This window comes from Streptomyces sp. RG80, from assembly GCF_040446465.1.
Classification (GTDB): Bacteria; Actinomycetota; Actinomycetes; order Streptomycetales; family Streptomycetaceae; genus Streptomyces.
Window position 1 is genome coordinate 253,920 of sequence record NZ_JBEAAJ010000014.1, and the last position, 17,032, is coordinate 270,951.

17 protein-coding genes are annotated in these 17,032 nt (G+C 71.7%); 2 read left to right on the forward strand and 15 right to left on the reverse strand.

Annotation, left to right across the window (positions count from 1 at the left end; translation table 11 throughout):
• The 15 genes from ABKA17_RS40625 to ABKA17_RS40695 all read right to left on the reverse strand — a co-directional run bounded on the left by ABKA17_RS40625 (position 1) and on the right by ABKA17_RS40695 (position 15,436).
• Entirely contained in the window at positions 1-1,197 is a 1,197-nt protein-coding gene (locus ABKA17_RS40625; RefSeq protein WP_353697432.1) for an enoyl-CoA hydratase-related protein, read from the reverse strand.
• A gap of 79 nt (positions 1,198-1,276) precedes the next feature.
• A complete protein-coding gene (locus tag ABKA17_RS40630; RefSeq protein WP_353697433.1) occupies positions 1,277-2,470 on the reverse strand; it encodes an acetyl-CoA acetyltransferase in 1,194 nt (397 codons plus the stop codon).
• Positions 2,467-3,909, reverse strand: coding sequence for an OB-fold domain-containing protein (locus tag ABKA17_RS40635; RefSeq protein ID WP_353697481.1), 1,443 nt, complete (start codon positions 3,907-3,909; stop codon positions 2,467-2,469). The genes ABKA17_RS40630 and ABKA17_RS40635 overlap by 4 nt, the downstream gene beginning before the upstream one ends.
• Positions 3,910-3,914: 5 nt before the next feature.
• Positions 3,915-5,132 (reverse strand): acetyl-CoA C-acetyltransferase, encoded by a 1,218-nt coding sequence (locus tag ABKA17_RS40640; RefSeq protein ID WP_353697434.1) that lies wholly within the window; start codon positions 5,130-5,132, stop codon positions 3,915-3,917.
• Positions 5,129-6,391, reverse strand: a complete 1,263-nt coding sequence (locus ABKA17_RS40645; RefSeq protein ID WP_353697435.1) for an acetyl-CoA hydrolase/transferase family protein — start codon at positions 6,389-6,391, stop codon at positions 5,129-5,131. Before ABKA17_RS40645 ends, ABKA17_RS40640 begins: the two co-directional genes overlap by 4 nt.
• Before the next feature lie 11 nt (positions 6,392-6,402).
• Positions 6,403-6,624, reverse strand: coding sequence for a hypothetical protein (locus ABKA17_RS40650; protein ID WP_177262142.1), 222 nt, complete (start codon positions 6,622-6,624; stop codon positions 6,403-6,405).
• A gap of 11 nt (positions 6,625-6,635) precedes the next feature.
• Positions 6,636-7,163, reverse strand: a complete 528-nt coding sequence (locus ABKA17_RS40655) for an aromatic-ring-hydroxylating dioxygenase subunit beta (protein ID WP_353697436.1) — start codon at positions 7,161-7,163, stop codon at positions 6,636-6,638.
• The gene (locus tag ABKA17_RS40660; RefSeq protein WP_353697437.1) at positions 7,160-8,452 is read right to left on the reverse strand and encodes an aromatic ring-hydroxylating oxygenase subunit alpha; all 1,293 of its coding nucleotides are present in this window, start codon (positions 8,450-8,452) and stop codon (positions 7,160-7,162) included. Before ABKA17_RS40660 ends, ABKA17_RS40655 begins: the two co-directional genes overlap by 4 nt.
• Positions 8,449-10,152, reverse strand: a complete 1,704-nt coding sequence (locus tag ABKA17_RS40665) for a class I adenylate-forming enzyme family protein (RefSeq protein ID WP_353697438.1) — start codon at positions 10,150-10,152, stop codon at positions 8,449-8,451. The genes ABKA17_RS40660 and ABKA17_RS40665 overlap by 4 nt, the downstream gene beginning before the upstream one ends.
• Before the next feature lie 75 nt (positions 10,153-10,227).
• A complete protein-coding gene (locus tag ABKA17_RS40670; protein ID WP_353697439.1) occupies positions 10,228-11,844 on the reverse strand; it encodes a class I adenylate-forming enzyme family protein in 1,617 nt (538 codons plus the stop codon).
• A 2-nt stretch (positions 11,845-11,846) separates the two neighbouring features.
• Positions 11,847-12,638 (reverse strand): enoyl-CoA hydratase/isomerase family protein, encoded by a 792-nt coding sequence (locus ABKA17_RS40675; protein WP_353697440.1) that lies wholly within the window; start codon positions 12,636-12,638, stop codon positions 11,847-11,849.
• A gap of 15 nt (positions 12,639-12,653) precedes the next feature.
• Positions 12,654-13,463: an enoyl-CoA hydratase/isomerase family protein gene (locus tag ABKA17_RS40680; protein WP_353697441.1), complete on the reverse strand. Its 810-nt coding sequence runs from the start codon at positions 13,461-13,463 to the stop codon at positions 12,654-12,656.
• 1 nt (position 13,464) lies between these two features.
• Complete coding sequence (locus ABKA17_RS40685; RefSeq protein ID WP_353697442.1) at positions 13,465-14,238, reverse strand: enoyl-CoA hydratase/isomerase family protein; 774 nt, start codon at positions 14,236-14,238, stop codon at positions 13,465-13,467.
• Positions 14,235-14,984, reverse strand: a complete 750-nt coding sequence (gene fabG / locus ABKA17_RS40690) for a 3-oxoacyl-ACP reductase FabG (RefSeq protein ID WP_353697443.1) — start codon at positions 14,982-14,984, stop codon at positions 14,235-14,237. The genes ABKA17_RS40685 and fabG overlap by 4 nt, the downstream gene beginning before the upstream one ends.
• A complete protein-coding gene (locus ABKA17_RS40695) occupies positions 14,984-15,436 on the reverse strand; it encodes a MaoC family dehydratase (protein WP_353697444.1) in 453 nt (150 codons plus the stop codon). Before ABKA17_RS40695 ends, fabG begins: the two co-directional genes overlap by 1 nt.
• Positions 15,437-15,558: 122 nt before the next feature.
• Between ABKA17_RS40695 and ABKA17_RS40700 the strand changes: the two genes are divergently transcribed.
• A complete protein-coding gene (locus ABKA17_RS40700; protein ID WP_353697445.1) occupies positions 15,559-16,359 on the forward strand; it encodes an SDR family NAD(P)-dependent oxidoreductase in 801 nt (266 codons plus the stop codon).
• A 12-nt stretch (positions 16,360-16,371) separates the two neighbouring features.
• Entirely contained in the window at positions 16,372-17,010 is a 639-nt protein-coding gene (locus ABKA17_RS40705) for a TetR/AcrR family transcriptional regulator (protein ID WP_353697446.1), read from the forward strand.
• Positions 17,011-17,032 lie beyond the last annotated feature (22 nt).

The following is a 17,032-nucleotide window of genomic DNA, read 5'->3' on the forward strand; positions in this document are numbered from 1 at the left end:
CTACCGTCCCTGGAACGTGGGCTTGCGCTTGTCGATGAAGGCGGCGACGGCCGCCGAGGCGTCCGATGTCCGGGCGGTGCGGGAGATCGCGTCCGCCTCGGCCGCCAACTGCTCGGCCAGCGTGGCCGACCAGGTTTCGCGCAGCAGGCGGCGGATCTCGCCATGGGCGCGGGTGGGGCCGTCGGCCAGTCGCCGGGCGACCGCGAGGGCTTCGTCGGCCAGTTCACCGGCCGGCAGCACGCGTGTCGCCAAGCCCCATTCGACGGCCTCGTGAGCGTCGAGCACCCGTTGTTCGAAGTAGAACTCGGCTGCCCGGCGGGGTCCCACGAGCCTCGGCAGGAACCAGGAGTTGCCACCGTCACCGGACAGCCCGAGCGACGTGAACCCGGAGGCGAACTTGGTGCCCTCGGCGGCCAGCACGATGTCGGCGCAGTACAGCAGTCCCAGCCCGCCGCCCGCGACCGCGCCGTGCGCGGCGCACACGATCGGCGCGTCGAGCCTGCTGAGCAGACGAAGCGCCTCGTGGTACGGCGAGATCATCCTGCGCAACGCGCCGGGCAGTTGGGCGCCGGCGTTGTCCGCGAAGACGGCGATGTCGCCGCCCACGGTGAAGGCAGGACCGTCGCCGGTGATCAGTACCGCACGCACGTCCGGATCGGCGGCCAGGCGCTGGGCGGCCTCGTACAGGTCGTCGGCCATGGCCTGGTCGAGGGCGTTGCGGGCGTGCGGGCGGTCGAGCCGGAGCTCGGCGAGTCCGTCGGTGACGCGGAAATCCACGGTCGACAGGGCCCGGCCGGCCCCCAGGGCCTCGGACCAGCGTGCGCTGTCCGTCAGTTGGACGAGGCCGGTGATCCGCTCACCCTCGAAGCTCAGGAGGTGGGAGAACTCCGCGTCGAGCTTGCCGCCGCCTTGTCTCGCCTCGCCCACGTACCGGCCGGTGACCAGCAGGTCGCCGTCTTCGAGGTGGCGGAAACCGGCGGGTTCCGCCCGGGCGTCGTAGCTCCTGGCGATCCGGCCCCAGAACCCGCGACGCATGGCGTCGGACCCGGTGTACGTCCCGCCCAGTCCCAGCGGGAGTCCTTCGGTGGTCCGGCCCTCGAACCCGGGATGCAGGATCCGGTCGAGCCGCTCGCGGTCTCCGTGGGCCAATGCCTGGTAGAGCTCGGCCGCCACCGCCTCTTTCCCATCGTGTCGCACGCTCACAGCCTCCAGTTTTGAATCTAATATAAATAAGATTCCGACTCCGGGTCAACGCCCCTTCGCCGGGCGGGACCGGTCACCCCGGGTCGGGACCCACGACCGAGACGAACGAGACACATCCGCCCGGCCGCCCGCCCAGGTTGTGGGTGAGGCCGAGACGCGGATCCGTCAGCTGGCGCTCGCCCGCTTCACCGCGGAACTGCAGCCAGCACTCGTACAGCATCCGCAGGCCGCTGGCCCCGACGGGATGACCGAAGGACTTCAGCCCGCCGTCGGGGTTCACGGGCAGCCGGCCGTCCAGCTCGAAGGCCCCGTCCAGGACGTCCTTCCACGCCTGGCCGCGCTCGGCGAACCCCAGGTCCTCCATCAGCACCACCTCGGTCGGGGTGAAGCAGTCGTGCACCTCGGCGAGCGATATCTGCGTGCCCGGGTCGGTGACGCCCGCCTGCCGGTAGGCGTCGGCGGCGGCGTGGACCACCTCCGGGAAGGTGGTGTAGTCGTAGCCGGGGTCCATGGCTCCCCTGACGGCCCCCGCGACCAGGGACAGCCCCTTCACGTACATCGGCCGGTCCGTGTAGCGCAGGGCGTCCTCGGCCCGGACGATCAGGGCGCAGGCGGCGCCGTCGGAGACCCCGGAGCAGTCGAAGACCCCGAGCCGTCCGGCCACCAGCGGCGCCCGCTCGATCGTCTCCTTGGCGACCACGGAGCGGAACTGGGCCTTGGGGTTGCGGGCGCCGTTGGCGTGGTTCTTCCAGGCGACGTGCGTCATCGCCTCCCGCATCGCGGCCGGATCCACCCCGTACCGCGCGCAGTACGCCGGATCGAGCAGGGAGAAGGCGGCCGGCGCGGTCAGTGACAGCTCGGGCGCCGTGCCGTCGCCCGGCGGGTCGGAGCGCAGCAGCCCGGAGAAGCCGGAGTCCTTCAGCTTCTCCACACCGACGGCCATCACCCGGTCGTACGCCCCGGAGGCGACCGCGTAGCAGGCGTTGCGGAAGGCCTCCGATCCGGTGGCGCAGTAGTTCTCGACCCGGGTGACGGGCTTGTGATCCAGGGCCAGCGGGCGGCTGAGCGTGAGGCCGGACTGTCCGGAGCCGAGGGTGCCCAGCCAGTAGGCGTCCACGTCCTCGGCCGCCAGGGCCGGGGTCCCCGCGAAGCACTCCTGGGTCGCGTCGATGAGGAGGTCGTCCGCCGAACGCTCCCAGTGCTCGCCGAAGGGGGTGCACCCCATGCCGACCACCGCGACCTTGTCGCGGATCCCGTTGCTGCTCATGCCGTGCCCTCCCGCTCACTCGTGTCCGCCGCAGCGGAGGCCGTCGTACCGGCCGTCGTACGGGCCTTCCAGAAGTAGTTGTGCACGCCGCCCGCGGTGTGCAGCCGCCGGAAGACCGGCTCGACCCGTACACCCACGTCGAGTTCGTCGGCCACCGTGTCGGCGATCTCCAGCGTGCAGCGCCCGCCGCCGTCGAAGTCGACCACCGCGTCGATCAGCGGGGGCGAGGGCGAGTGGGCGAGCCGGTCGACGGTGTACGTCGCCACCGTGCCGGTCGTCCCGGCCAGCGGCACGGCCGCCATCGCGTCCACCGCGCCGCAGTCCTTGCACACCCGGGCGGGCGGCAGGTGGACGAAGCCGCAGTTCTCGCAGCGGCTGCCGGTGAACCCGAACTTCCACCCCTCCCCGCGTGCCGACGGCGGGCCTGCCGGCCGATCCGGCTCGGGCCTGCGCGGCGGCTCCCGTTCCAGCCACCCGCGCCAGGTCAGGTACGTCGTGTACGGGACGGGCCGGCCCTCGGCGAGTTGCCGGGCGAGGGAATCGTGCTGCCTGGCCGGGGGGAGACGGTCGGTGGTCCGCAGCAGGAGGGCGTCGCAGCCGTCGGCGGCGGAGAGCAGCAGGATGGTCTCGTCGGCGCCGGCGCGGTCGAGGACGTCGGCCAGGGCGAGCCCGGCGTCGGCCGCTCCGGAATGCCCGAGGGGTGAGCCGCTCGCCGACAGGCGTGCGGGGAAGACCTTGGGGGCGCGCTTGCGGACGGCCGCGTTCGGCGAGACGAGCAGCACATGGTCGGGCTGCCCGGTGCCGGCGGCTTTCAGAGCGCGCTGTGCGGTGTCCTCGATCAGCGGCAGGTAGCGTTCCAGGCCGAACCGTTCCTCCCACTGCTCGCCGGACGGGCTCCCCGGGGTGCGCCAGCGGTCGAGGAACTCGGCGGTGGCGAAGGTGTGGGCGAGGATCTCGGCTACCGCCGCGTCCGCCGCGCCGAAGAGGAAGGCCGCCGCGCCGTCTCCCCCGTCCCGCTCGTCGGCCGAGCCGGGGCGCCCGGTGCGGACGTCGGACAGTACGGCGAGACCGCCGTCGAGCCCGGCGGCGCGCAGCGCGGCGATCCCGGAGCGCGCGGAGCCTGCCAGGTCCGCCGCGAAGGTGTCGCGCGGCAGGCCGAGTGCGGCGTGCAGGGCGCAGGCGTTGGTCTTGTCGAGGTAGGCGGGAGAGGTGGTCGCGAAGTACAGCGACGACGGTGCGGGCGGGGCGGGGCGCAGACGGCGGGCGGCTTCGACGCCCATGGTGGTGCTGTCCTCGTCGAAGGAGGCGGCGACACGGGCGCCGCGGCCCGCGCGGACACCAAGGGCGGTGCCCAGTTCGTCACGCATGACGCGGTGCCGGGGAAGGTAGGTGGCGTAGGAGACGATGCCGTAGGGGCTGCGGGGCATGGTGGTCGTCATGGTGGTCACGCCGCCTCGAAGATCGCGGCCATGCCCTGGCCGCCGCCGATGCACATGGTTTCGAGGGCGTACCGGCCGCCGCGGCGCCGCAGTTCGTGCAGCATGGTGGCGAGGATGCGTACCCCCGTGGCTGCGACGGGGTGGCCGAGTGAGATGCCGGAGCCGTTGACGTTGAGCCGGTCGTCGTCCTCGTCGTACTTGAATCCCCACTCCTTCACGACGGCGAGCACCTGACAGGCGAACGCCTCGTTCAGCTCGACGAGGTCGAGATCGTCGAAGCCCAGCCCGGTCCGGGCGAACAGTTTGGCGACCGCCGGCACCGGGCCGAGGCCCATCACCGAGGGCTCGCAGCCGGCGGCCGCCCAGCCGCGCAGGAAACCCATGGGTTCCAGGCCTAGTTCGCCGAGCTTGTCCTCGGCGACCACGAGACAGGCCGCGGCGGCGTCGTTCTGCTGGCTGGAGTTGCCCGCGGTGACGGTGCCATCGGGCGTCAACGGACGCAGTCCGGCGAGGATCTCTTCGGTGGTGCCGGGGCGGATGCCCTCGTCGCGTTCGCACGAGCGGGGGTCACCGGGTCGTCGGCGAGGGAGGTCGACCGGCACGATCTCGTCGGCGAAGCGTCCGGCGTCCTGCGCTTCGGTGGCCCGCCGGTGACTGCGGGCCGCGTACGCGTCGGCCTCCTCGCGGGTGATGGCGTAGCGCTCGGCGAGGTTCTCGGCCGTCTCGATCATTCCGCTGATGGGGCCGAACCGCTCCTGCGGCTGCGAGCGTTCCCGGCCCCGGTCGAGGCGGTCGTAGAGCTGCACGGTGCCGGAGCGGCTGCCCCAGCGGACGTCCGGGGAGTAGTGCTCGATGTTGCTCATGCTCTCCACGCCGCCCGCCAGGACCACGTCGGCGGCTCCGGTCTGGACCGTCATCGCGGCGGTGACCACGGCCTGGAGTCCGCCGCCGCAGCGCCGGTCGAGCTGGAAGCCGGGCACCTCGACCGGCAGACCGGCTTGGAGGGCGGCCCAGCGGCCGATGCACGGGGCCTCGGAGTTGGCGTACGACTGGGCGAAGACGACATCGTCGATACGGTGCGGGTCGACACCGGAGCGCTCGACCACGGCCTTGATGACGGTGGCGGCCAGGTCGTGCGCGGGTACGGGGCGCAGGGTGCCGCCGAAGGTGCCGACGGGGGTGCGCAGCGGTGTGACGATCGCGGCGCGGCGCAGGGCTGTCATGCCGGGGCTCCTTGCTCTTCGAGCGCGGCTTCGAGCGCCGCTCGGTGGTCGGGGTGGGCGATGGCGAGCATGCGTTCACGGCGTACGCTCAGCGGCTGTCCGCGCAGGTCGGCGACGCCGTACTCGGTGACGAAGAGTCCCGCGTCGCTGCGGGAGGTGCTGACCGGGCCGGACAGCCGGGCCACGATGCGGCTGGCGGTACCGGCGGTGGAGGGCAGGGCGATGACGGGCAGGCCGCCCGGTGACCGGGCGGCTCCGCGCAGGAAGTCGCCGGCGCCGCCGACCGCGCCGACGTAACTCCCCCTGGCCAGCTCGGAGTTGACCTGGCCGCTGAGGTCCACCTCGATGGCCGAGTTGATGGCGACCAGCCGGTGCTGGGCGGCCAGCGTCCGCGGGTCGTGGGTGTAGGCGGTGTCGCGCAGCTGGATCGCGGGGTTGCGGTGGGCGTAGCGGAACAGCCGCCGGGTGCCCATCAGCAGGCCGCCGACCGAGCGGCCCCGGTCGAGCGTCTTACGGGCGCCCGTCACCACTCCCGTCTCGATCAGGTCCATGGCCGCGTCGTTGATCAGGCCGGAGTGGATGCCCAGGTCACGGCGGTCCGTCAGCAGCCCGAGCACGGCCTCCGGAAGCCCGCCGACGCCGAACTGGAGCGTGACCCCGTCCTCCACCAGGCCGGCCACGCGGGCCGCCACCCGTGCGGTGACGCCCTCGGACGCGGCGGGCCGGACCTCGGCGGGCGGGCGGGACGTGTGGATCACGACGTCGAGGTCGGAGGCACCCAGCGTGCGGGAGCCACAGGTCTGCGGGACCTGGTCGTTGACCTCGGCGATCACCACCCGCGCGGTGTGCAGGGCCGCGCTCAGGTAGTCGTCGGCCAGCCCCAGGCTGTGGCGGCCGTGCTCGTCCGCCGGAGGGAGCTGGATGAGCACCACGTCGGCGCGGACGGAGCCCGTGGTGAGCAGACCGGGGAGGCTGGAATAGGGGGCGGGGAGCACGTCCAGCTTCCCCGCCCGGTGCAGGGCCCGGTTGCCGCCGCTGCCGGTGTAGGAGACGAAGGAGACCATGTCCGCGTGGTCCGGCCGCACGGTGTCGGTGGCCGGGATCCCGAGGAAGCATCTGAAGGGCCCGATCCCGGCGCGCTGACGCATCAGCCGCTCGGTCAGGGTCAGCGGCTCGGCGCACGCCTGGCCCCAGGCAACGGTGTCGCCCGCCCGGACGTACCGGGACAGGTCGAGTTCGTCGGGTGCGATGACATCCATGTGCCGGCCCGTCAGCTGCCGGCGTCTTCGCGCCAGCGGTCCGCCGAGGGGTCGAGCAGCCTGGACAGGTGTCCGTCAGGCAGCCACACCAGGGCTTCCAGTTCGAGCGCGTCCAGGTGTCTGACCCGCCCGGTGCGCCGGTCCTCCAGCCGGAGCCGGGGACCGTTGGCGGTGGTGTCCACGCTCACCGCGACCTCGGCGAACTCGCTGCCCACGATCTCGTTCCCGTTCATCGGTGCCGCCCTCAGATCAGGAAGGACAGGGTGGGCAGCGCACGGTCGTGGTCGACCAGGACGACCTTCTTGTACGCCAGCCGCAGCCGTCCGTCGACGAGACGCAGCCGGTACGTGGTGCGCCCGGCCCATATCTCCTTGCCGCGCTCGCGGGACTCGACCAGCACGAAGTTGGCGCCGACGGTCAGGTCTCCGGACTCCCGGCCCGGACCGGCGGCGTCATCGTCGTCGTCGAGGATCTCCACGTTGGAGACGATCCGGCGCAGGTGGGAGGGCGGTGACTGGGCGTACCGCTTGCCGGTCCTGAGCTGCCCCAGCCGGGTGGCGATACGACTGCGGTTGTCGCTGATCACCGACATCTGCTGTACGGGGTCACCGTCCGGGGCGGCCGCGGGCACCCAGTAGAGGGCGTCGTCGGTCCACAGCGCCTCCCACGCGTCGTAGTCGTGCTCGTCCGCGTAACGGGCCTCGCGATACAGGAACTGCTCCACCTGGCGCAGGTCGAGGGCGGTGTCGTCGGTGGTGGCCGGTGCGGTCACTTCTTGGCCTCCATCAGGTTCCGGTAGTGCGACCAGAAGCCCCGCATGCCCGTCTCGTCGGTCGCGGTGCCGATACGGAAGCCGTTGTCGTCGGTGCGTTCCCGGTCCACTCCGCGCCGGATGTCGACCCATTCCGGCTCGCGCAGGGCGACGCCGCGCTGGTTACGCTCGTACATCTCGGTGTCGTCGGCGAGCAGCATCCCGGCCGGCCCGACCGAGCCGACGCACTGCGACACCATGCGCCGGTTGAGTTCGGGGGCGCCCTTGAGCTGGATGGCGGTGGAGTGCTGGACGCACTCGCCGACCGTCAGCGGCTGGATGACGAAGAGCTGGATCTCGGCGATGAAGAGGTTGGGGAAGATCATCACGTGCGGGGACCCCTCGACGAGGATCTCCTCGGCGGCGGGGCCGTGGAGTTCCCTCATGCGTGCCACGTACTGGGGCACCCGGTCCTCGGTGGTGCCGAACCAGCGCATCGGCTCGCCGAAGCGGCGGAACTCCGGGCGCAGGTCGTTCTCGCTGTGGCCGCCTCCCAGGTCGCGGGTCACGGCCGTGGAGTTGTCGCTGTACAGGGCGCCGATCGGGCTGCCGGTGACGCTGAAGATGGAGCCGTGCACGAACTGCGGGTGGTAGCCGTCCGTCTCGTTCTCCGCGAGGAGCTTCCAGTTGGCGCGCGTGCGGTGCTTGAGCCAGCCGGCGGTGAGTTCGACCTCGCCCTCCGGGGAGAGCCGTGCGAGACGGTCCAGTTCTCCGGCGGCGGCGCCGAGGTGTTCGGTGAGCGTCGGGCCGTCGGATGCGAAGCTGCCGAAGACGAAGCCCTGATGGGAGGCGACCCTGGGGAGCCGGCCGAGGCCGAGGGCGAGCTTGCCCTTGCCGCCGTAGCCCTTGTTGTAGGGGTAGCCCAGCAGGTCGCCGTTGTTGCGGTACGTCCAGCCGTGGTAGGGGCAGCGGAAGGAGTTGGAGTTGCCGCTCGGCGCGTCGCACACCAGGTTGCCGCGGTGGGCGCAGCGGTTGAGCAGCAGGTGCACCTCGCCGTCGCGGTCCCGGGTCATGACGACGTCCTGCGGACCGATGTTCTTGCGTACGTAGTCGCCCGGTCGGCGCACCTCGCTCTCATGCCCGACGTAGACCCAGGTGCGGTACCAGATGCGCTCCAGTTCCTCGGCGAAGATCTCCGGATCGGTGTAGAGCGATCCGTGCACCCTGGTCGGCTGGATCAGCCGTGCGTACTTGTCCGTCTGTTCGTGTGCCGTCTGCTTGTGTGCCGTCTCCGGCAGCGTGGCCGTCATGCTTCGCCATCCTCGATTCGCTTCTGGGCGTACTGCGCCAGCCGGAACTTCTGCACCTTGCCGGTGAGTGTGGTGGGCAGTTCGGCGGCGTCCAGGAACAGCACGTGCTTGGGGACCTTGAACCGCGCGAGCCGCCGCTTGCACAGCGCGACGACATCCGCGGCGGAGAGGTCCGCGCCGGGAGCACGGACCACACAGGCGCAGCCGGCGTCGCCCCATCGTTCGTCGGGCACGCCCACCAGGTAGACCTGGCTGATCGCGGGGTGGGCGGTGAGCAGGTCCTCGATCTCCTTGGGCATGACCAGTTCGCCGCCGCTCTTGTACAACTCCTTCGTGCGGCCGGTGACTTCGAGGTATCCGTCGTCCCGGACCCGGCCCAGGTCGCCGGAGTGCACCCAGCCGTCCCGCAGGGCCTTCTCGGTCTCCTCGGGTTTCTTCCAGAAGCCCCGCATGTGCGTCGGGCCCCGGGAGACCAGTTCGCCCTCGGCTCCGGGAGGAAGGTCCTCGCCGGTGAGCGGGTCGATCGCCTTGTACGTGGCGAGCGTGCCGTCGGGCAGTCCGGCCGGGCCGGCCATCTTGGATCTGCCGACGGTGCCGGAGTGCCGCTCCAGCGGATCATCGGGAAGAGTGAGCGTCATCGCTCCGCCGCACTCGGTCATGCCGTATCCCGTAGTGATCTCCTCCACGCCGAGTTCCGCCCGCACCCGCTCCCAGAGCCAGACCGGGGCCGGGGCCGCGCCGGACAGCAGCGCGGTGAGCGAGGAGAGGTCGTGGTCCTCGCGTGCGGGGTGTTCCAGCAGGGCCACGGTCATCGTGGGCACGCAGAGGATGTCGGTGGCGCGGTGCCGCTGGATCCCGGCGAGGTAACGGACCGGGTCGAAGGCGGTCTGCGGGACGATCGCGCCGCCCACCGTCATCGCGGCGAGCATCCCCTCGACGTAGCCGAACATGTGGTAGCAGGGCAGCGAGAACAGGATCCTCCGGCCGTCCTGGAACGCCCTGGTCAAGGCCGAGGCGTAGGCGGTCCGCAGCACGGAGTCATGGGTGACGAGGACACCCTTGGGCGAGCCGGTGGTGCCGGAGGTGTAGAGCAGGTCCCCGATCTCGTCCGGCCGGGCCGCTCCGGCGGGGCACTGCCCTCGGTGGCGGTCGCCCAAGTCCGCGAGCGAGGCCACGGTCGGCACGCCGTCGCGCGGCTCGGTGCCCTCGGTGGGCAGCAGGACGACCTGTCGCAGGTGAGGCAGCGCGGTCGCCTCGCCGGTGTCCCAGCCGGGTGCGACGGCGTCGAGCATGGTCTGGTAGTCGAGGTCGCCGAACGCGGTCATGGAGACCAGGACGGAGCACTCGGACTGGGCCAGGACGTAGGCCAGTTCCTCCTGGCGGTAGAGGTAGTTGAACGGGATCGCCACGGCACCGGTCCGGGCGACGGCGAACTTCAGCGGGGCGAACTCCAGGAAGTTCGCCATCAGCAGCCCCACCCGGTGGCCGGGGCGCACACCGAGCGCGGCAAGACCGTCCGCGAGGCGGGCGGCCCACTCGGCCGTCTCGGCATAGCCGATGGTCCGCTCGTCCGTGATGACGAAGGGGCGGTCTCCGTACCGCGCGGCGCAGTGGTCGAGCCAGTCGTCGAGGGTGCGTGGGGTCCAGCGCTGGAACCGGGCACTCAGGTGCTCGCGGCGCCGCTCGATTTCCGATGTCACGAAACACCTCCTTTTTCTAATTGACGTTAGATTAAATCACCGGGGCAGAGGTAGGCAACCACCCGTTCACGGGACTCACCCCAGTCGGCGCAGGATCCCCGCGGCGGCGGCCTCACGGAGCTTGAACTTGCGCACCTTGCCGGCCGGAGTGACCGGCATCTCGTCGGCGACGTACCAGTGCTGCGGGACCTTGTACTTGGCCAGGCGGCCGACGCAGTGCTCGACCAGGGCATCGTGCAGGCCGTCGTACACCTGTCCACGAAGACGTACGACCGCTGCCACGGCCTCGCCCCACCTCTCGTCCGGCAGGGCCACCACGGCTGCCTCCAGCACGGCCTCGTGTCCCAGCAGGCAGGTCTCTATCTCGGCCGGTGCGATGTTCTCACCACCGCGGATGATCAGGTCCTTCAGCCGTCCGGTGATGGTGATCACCCCGCGCGCGTCCATGGCGCCGAGATCACCGGTGTGCACCCAGCCCTCGGCGTCGACCGTGCGCGCGGTCGCCTCCGGATCGTGCAGGTACCCGATCATCTGCTGGTAGCCGCGGGCGCAGATCTCACCCGGCGTGCCGAGCGGCTGCACCTGGCCGGTCACCGGGTGGACGATCTTGCACTCCACCTGTGGCAGCGGCCGCCCCACGGTGTCCCTGACGTCCGTGTCGTCGTCCGTGACCCGGGTGGCGGTCAGGGTGGGGCCCAGTTCCGTCTGGCCGTACAGGTTGTGCACGCGGGCGCCGAACAGTTCCCGGGTCGCCTCGATCAGGGGGGCGGGCACATTGGCGCCGCCCACGAGGACCTTGCGCAGGGCGGGGGCCGGACCACCCGTCTCCCGGGCGGTCTCGTTCAGGGCGGACAGCATGGCGGGCACGCAGAACAGGAGGGAGGCCCGCTCCTCGCGCATCGACTCCAGTACGGGGCCGGGCCGGAACTGCTCGACCAGTACGAGGCAGCCTCCCAACCACAGGGTGCCGAGGGTGGCGACCACACACCCGGCCGTGTGGAACATCGGCAGCGGGCTGACGTGCACCGCGCCCGGCTCGGCCTGAACCGTCTCCAGGTTCAGTCGCGCGACGTTGACCAGAGACCGATGGGTCAGCAGCACGCCCTTGGGCAGGCCGGTGGTGCCCGAGGTGTACTGGAGCATCACCGGTGCACCGGGGTCCTGGACAGCCGCGTCCGGCAGATCCCGCGGCTCGGCGTTCCACCGGTCGTGTTCGGCGAGGGAGACCACGTGCCGCAGCCCGGGGCACCGGAGCCGGACGGCCGCGGCGACGGCCGCGAGGTCGTAGTCGCGGCTGACGTCCGCGTGCAGCAGCGCGACGGCTCCGGAGTGGTTGAGGGCATGGACGAGTTCCTCGGGCCGCAGTACGGGGTTGAGGGCGACCAGGGTCACTCCCGCCAGCGCGGCGCCGTACTGGACGATCGGCCACTCGACGACGTTCGGCGCCCACAGGGCGACGAACTCCCCCGGTTCGGCCAGCCTCAGCAGGGCGGCGGCCACCCGCCGGGCCTCGGTGTACAGCTGCCCGTAGGTCAGCCGGCGTTCCGCACCACCGCCGTGCGCGACACCTGCCAGGGCCGGGGCGTCGGCGTGGGTCACGGCCCGCTCCGCCAGCAGGGAGCCGACGGTGTGGTCGACCAGGGGCACACTGTCGTCCCTTGGCCACAGTGAGGACACCAGTGGTTCTGTCATGTTCAGCATCCCTTGAACTCGGGGCGGCGCCGTTCGCGGAAAGCGGCGACGCCTTCGGCGAAGTCCGCCGAGTCGAAGAGCCGGATCTGGTGCTCGACCTCGTGGTCGAGTGCCGCGCGCGGATCGCCCCCGGCACGGACGCCGAGCATCGCCCGCAGAGCGGAGAGCGCGAGGGGCGGGCCCTCGGCGATGCGTTCGGCGTCGGCGAGCGCCCGGTCCAACGCGGCCCCGGGCTCGGTCAGTACGTCGGCGAGGCCGAGGGTGAGCGTTTCCGGGCCCTGGACCGGGCGGGGCAGCAGGAGCAGCTGCCGGGCAGCGGCCGGACCGGTCCTGGCCGGCAGGGACACGGTGATCCCCATGTCACCGGCGAGGCCGACGCCGGTGAACGCCGTGCTGAACGACGCGTCGGTCGCGGCGACCACCCGGTCGCAGGCCAGCGCGAGCGCCGCCCCCGCGCCGTACGCGAAACCCTCGACGGCTGCCACCACAGGTGTGGGCCCGTCCCAGATGGCCCGGATCACCCGCTGGGCCGCCTCGGCCCTGGGGCGCGTCTCCTCGGGGCTCTGCCGACGCATCGTGGAGATGTCCCCGCCCGAACAGAAGGCGCCGCCGCTGCCGGTCAGCACGATCGCCCGTACGGTGTCGTCGGCCATCGCGGACTCCAGCATCTCCGCGAGCACCACCCGCAGCGCGAGGTCGATCGCGTTGCGCTTCTTGGGCCTGTTCAGGGTCAGGACCCGGACGGCGCCGTGGTCCTCGGCCAGCACGATGTCCTCGCCGCTGTGGTCAGTCATGGCGCTCATCCCCTGTCACCGTCCCGTGAAGACCGGGGGCCTGCGCTCGATGACCGCCGCCAGCCCCTCCCTGGAATCCGCCGTGCCCGACAGTTCGGCGACCGTACGGGCCTCCTCACCCAGTCGCTCCTCGACGCCCGCGCCCAACCCGCCCCACACCAGCCGCTTGGTCGCCGCCAGCGCCAGGGGCGCACCCGCGGCGAGGCCGCCGGCGAACTCGAGGGCCTCGTCGAGCAGCCGGTCGTCCGGCACGACCCGGGTGAGCAGCCCCGCGTCCAGCGCCTCGGCGGCGGTCAGGGTGGGATTGGTCAGCAGGATCTCCATGGCCTTGCGCAGACCCACCAGCCGGGTCAACGTCACCGAGACCCCGGCGTCCGGGGCCATTCCGACCCGGACCGCGCCCGACATGAACCGCGCCGACTCCGCGGCGATGACGAAGTCCGCCGCGCACACCAGCCCGAAGCCACCGCCTCCGGCCGCGAAGCCGTGCACCGCGGCGACGACCGGGGCACGCAGCTGGAGCAGCGCCGAGGTGGTGATCTGCAGCCAGGAGGTGGCCTCCCGCAGGTACTCCGGGAGTTTCTCCCCCTGGCCGGCGAAGGTGTGGACATCGCCGCCCGCGCAGAAGTTGCGGCCCTCCCCGGTGATCAGCACCACGCGCGCCCCGTCCTCCGCGTGGCAGCGCATGACAGCCGCGTGCAGTGCGCGCAGGAAGGGCACGTCCATGCCGTTGGACGCCTCCGGACGGTTGAGCCGCAGCCGTGCGACTCCGTCCGTGTCCAGGTCCAGGAGCACAGGCCCGGAGTCGATCAGTTTGTCCGTCATCTCACTCACCTCTCGCCGTGAAGGCCTCGATTCCGGCACCGGCCGCCGCCCCGCCCAGGTGGTCAAGCACCGCGGCCCGCTCCAGGGCGAGGCCGTCCGCCAGCGGCAGCCGCAGCCCCTCGTACACCAGGCGCTTCGCGGTGCCGAGCGCCCGGGGGTCCATGGCGCCGAGCCGTTCGGCGAACGCGGCGACCGCCTCCTCGAACCCGTCGTCCGGCAGGCACCGGTACGCCAGCCCCCAGGCCACGGCCTCCGCGCCGGACAGGCGGTCCCCGGTGAGGATGTGGGCCAGGGCCCGCTGACGGCCCACGAGGCGGGGCAGCCGCTGTGTGCCGCCGCCGCCCGGTACCTGGCCGAAGTTGGCATGCGTGTCGGAGATCCGGGCGTCCTCGCGCACCAGAGCGATGTCGCAGGACTGCATCAGTTCGAAGCCGCCGGCCATGGCGTACCCCTCGACAACGGCCACCACGGGAACCGGCAGGGTCGCGATGAGGGCGCAGGCCCGCCCGAAGTTGTCGAACAGCGGCGCCATCGCCCCCGGTCCGCCGGCCCGCAGCCGCCGCAGCTCCTTGAAGTCGCCGCCGGCGCAGAAGTTGCCTCCCGCGCCCCGGATCAGGACGACCCGTGCCGCCGACGCCACCTCCGTCAGGGCGCGCTCCAGCTGTGCGCCGAGTTCGACCGTGATCGCGTTCATCACCTCGGGGCGATCGAGCAGAACGTGGCCGACCGCACCGTCCACGCGCGTGCGCACCACCTGGGTGACCTGGGTACTCACATCGACCGCCCGCCCCCCACCTCGAGAACCGCGCCGGTCGTGTAGCTGGACAGCTCGCTCGCGAGAAAGAGGACGGCCCCAGCGACCTCCTCGGGCCGTCCTGCCCGCCTCATGGGGACGTCGGCCTCGCGGGCCGCGAAGACGTCCGGCGGCATCGCCTCGGTCATGGCGGTGCGGATCAGGCCGGGCTGCACCGCGTTGACCCGCACCCCGTGGTGGGCGAGTTCCTTGGCCGCCGCCTTCGTCATGCCGACGATCCCCGCCTTGGCCGCGCTGTAGTTGGTCTGGCCGGGGTTGCCGGACTTCCCGGACAGCGAGGAGATGTTCACGATCGAGCCGCTTCTGGCCTCGCGCATCACCGCCGCAGCCGCCCGGACGCCGAGCCAGGTCCCCCTGAGGTGCACGCCGATCACGGCGTCGAAGTCCTCCGCGGTCATCTTCCTCAGCGAGGCGTCACGGGTGATCCCCGCGTTGTTCACCAGTACGTCCAACGCGCCGAACCGCTCGACGGCCCGCCCCACCATGTTCTCGACCGCCGTCTCGTCCGTGACGTCACAGCCGAGAGCCAGTACGGAAGCCGGGTCGTCACCGCCGATGTCGGCTGCGGCCCGCTCCGCGCGTCCGGCGTCCACGTCCGCCACGGTCACCCGTGCGCCGTGCTCGTGCAGCAGCCGGGCGATTGCCAGGCCGATCCCCTGGCCGGCGCCCGTGACGATCACGGACCGGCCCGCCACCAGCCCGCCCATCAGCCGAGATACCGTACGACGGAGTCCACGACGCAGGCCGGCTTCGCGCCGCCCTCGATCTCGATGACCGTCGACAGCTTCAGCTGGACCGCGCCGTCGAGCGGTGTGACCTCGGTGATCGTCGAGGTGGCCCGCAGTTTGGCACCGACGGGCACCGGGGCGGGGAAGCGCACCTTGTCGAGCCCGTAGTTCACGGCCATGCTCACCCCCTCGACCTGGTAGAGCCGCTGCAGGAACACCGGCAGCAGGGACAGCGTGAGCAGGCCGTGCGCGATGGTGGAACCGAAGGGCCCCTGGGCCGCGCGCCCGGCGTCCACATGGATCCACTGGTGGTCCCCCGTGGCGTCGGCGAACCGGTCGATGCGCTCCTGGTCCACCTCGACCCAGTCGGTGGTGCCGAGCGACACGCCTGCCGCGGCGGCGAGTCCGGCTAGTCCGTTGAAGATCTTCATGTCGCGCTCCGGGGCTGGTCAGAATTTTGAATCTAATCTAGATTCATAAATCGCAACGGGTCAACGGTCGTGCAACGGGTCGACGGTTGGCAGCGGGCCGCGCACCACGAGGGAGCGAGCGGATGGATCTGGAACTCGGCGGGGCACGGGTGTTGGTCACCGGTGGTGCCTCGAACATCGGGCGGGGCATCGTGCACGGCTTCGCCGCGGAAGGCGCCCGTGTACTGATCTGCGACATCGACGCGGAGCAGGCCGCCAAGACACGTGCCGAAGCGCTGGAGCGGGGAGCGGCCGGGGCGGAGGTCGCCGTCATCGATCTGACGGCCGGGGGTGCGGGCGCCGAGGCCGTAGAACAAATCGTCGCCGCCTGGGGCGGAATCGACGTGCTCGTGAACAACGCGGGGTTGAGCCTGCCGGGGTTCGTCGCCCAGGACGCGGACCGCGACGGCTGGCGGCGGATGGTGGACCTCAATCTGTTCGGTTCCGTCGAGTGCACCCGTGCGGCCCTCGACGCGATGCGGCGCGAGGGCCACGGATCCATCGTGTTCATCTCCAGCGACGCCGCCTTCGGGGAGATACGGCAGGGGGTGTACGGGGCGACCAAGGCCGCGGTGATCGCCTTCGCCCGCACGGTCGCCCGGGAGCACGGCCGGGACGGCATCCGGTCGAACGTCGTCTGCCCGGGACTCGTCGTCCCGCAGAGCCCGGACGCGATCGGGGCGGGCAGCCTGTGGACCCGGGGCGACCAGTCCGCCGTCTTCGACGACCGGCAGATCGAGGCAGTCCGCAAGAACATCCCACTGCGCCGGCTCACCACGCCGGAGGACATCGCGGACGCCGTGGTCTGGGTCTCCTCGGCACGCCGCGCCCGGCAGGTGACGGGACAGGTCTTCTCGGTCAGCGGCGGCTACTCGATGCCGTAGGAGGCGCGCTCAGTGAACACCACCGACAGAAACGGCACCAGCGCACACGGCACGAGAACCCCGGCCGTCAAGGCGGCGGCGACCCGGAACCGCATTCTCGCCGCGGCCGCTCGGACGCTGAGTCTCAAGGGCTACTCCGCGACCAGGCTGGCCGACATCGCCGAACGGGCCGGTGTGCGTCCGCCCGCCGTCTACTACTACTTCCCCTCCCGCGAGGAGCTGATCGCCGAGGTGATGGCGGTCGGCCAGCTGCGGCTTCGGGAGCACGTCGAGACCGCGCTGGCCGCACTGCCCGACGGCACTCCCCCGATGGACCGGATCTGTGCCGCCGTCGAGGCGCATCTGCAGGTCGAGCTGCACCTGTCGGACTTCGCGACCGCGGTCAGCCGCAACAGCGGACAGCTGCCCGAGGACATCCGCGCCCGCCTGCGGGCGGACAGCGGCGCCTACTTCGACCTGTGGCGGGACCTGCTGGCGAGAGCCAGGGCCGCGGGAGCCATCAGGAACGACATCGACCTGCGAGCGGCGCGCATGCTCGTCATGGGAGCCCTCAACTGGACGCCGGAGTGGTGGAACCCGCGGCAGGGTTCGCTGACCGGCGTCATCCGCACCGCGCAGAGCCTGGTGCGCCACGGCCTGGGTGTGCCCTGACCCTGGGCCCGCCCTCATGCCC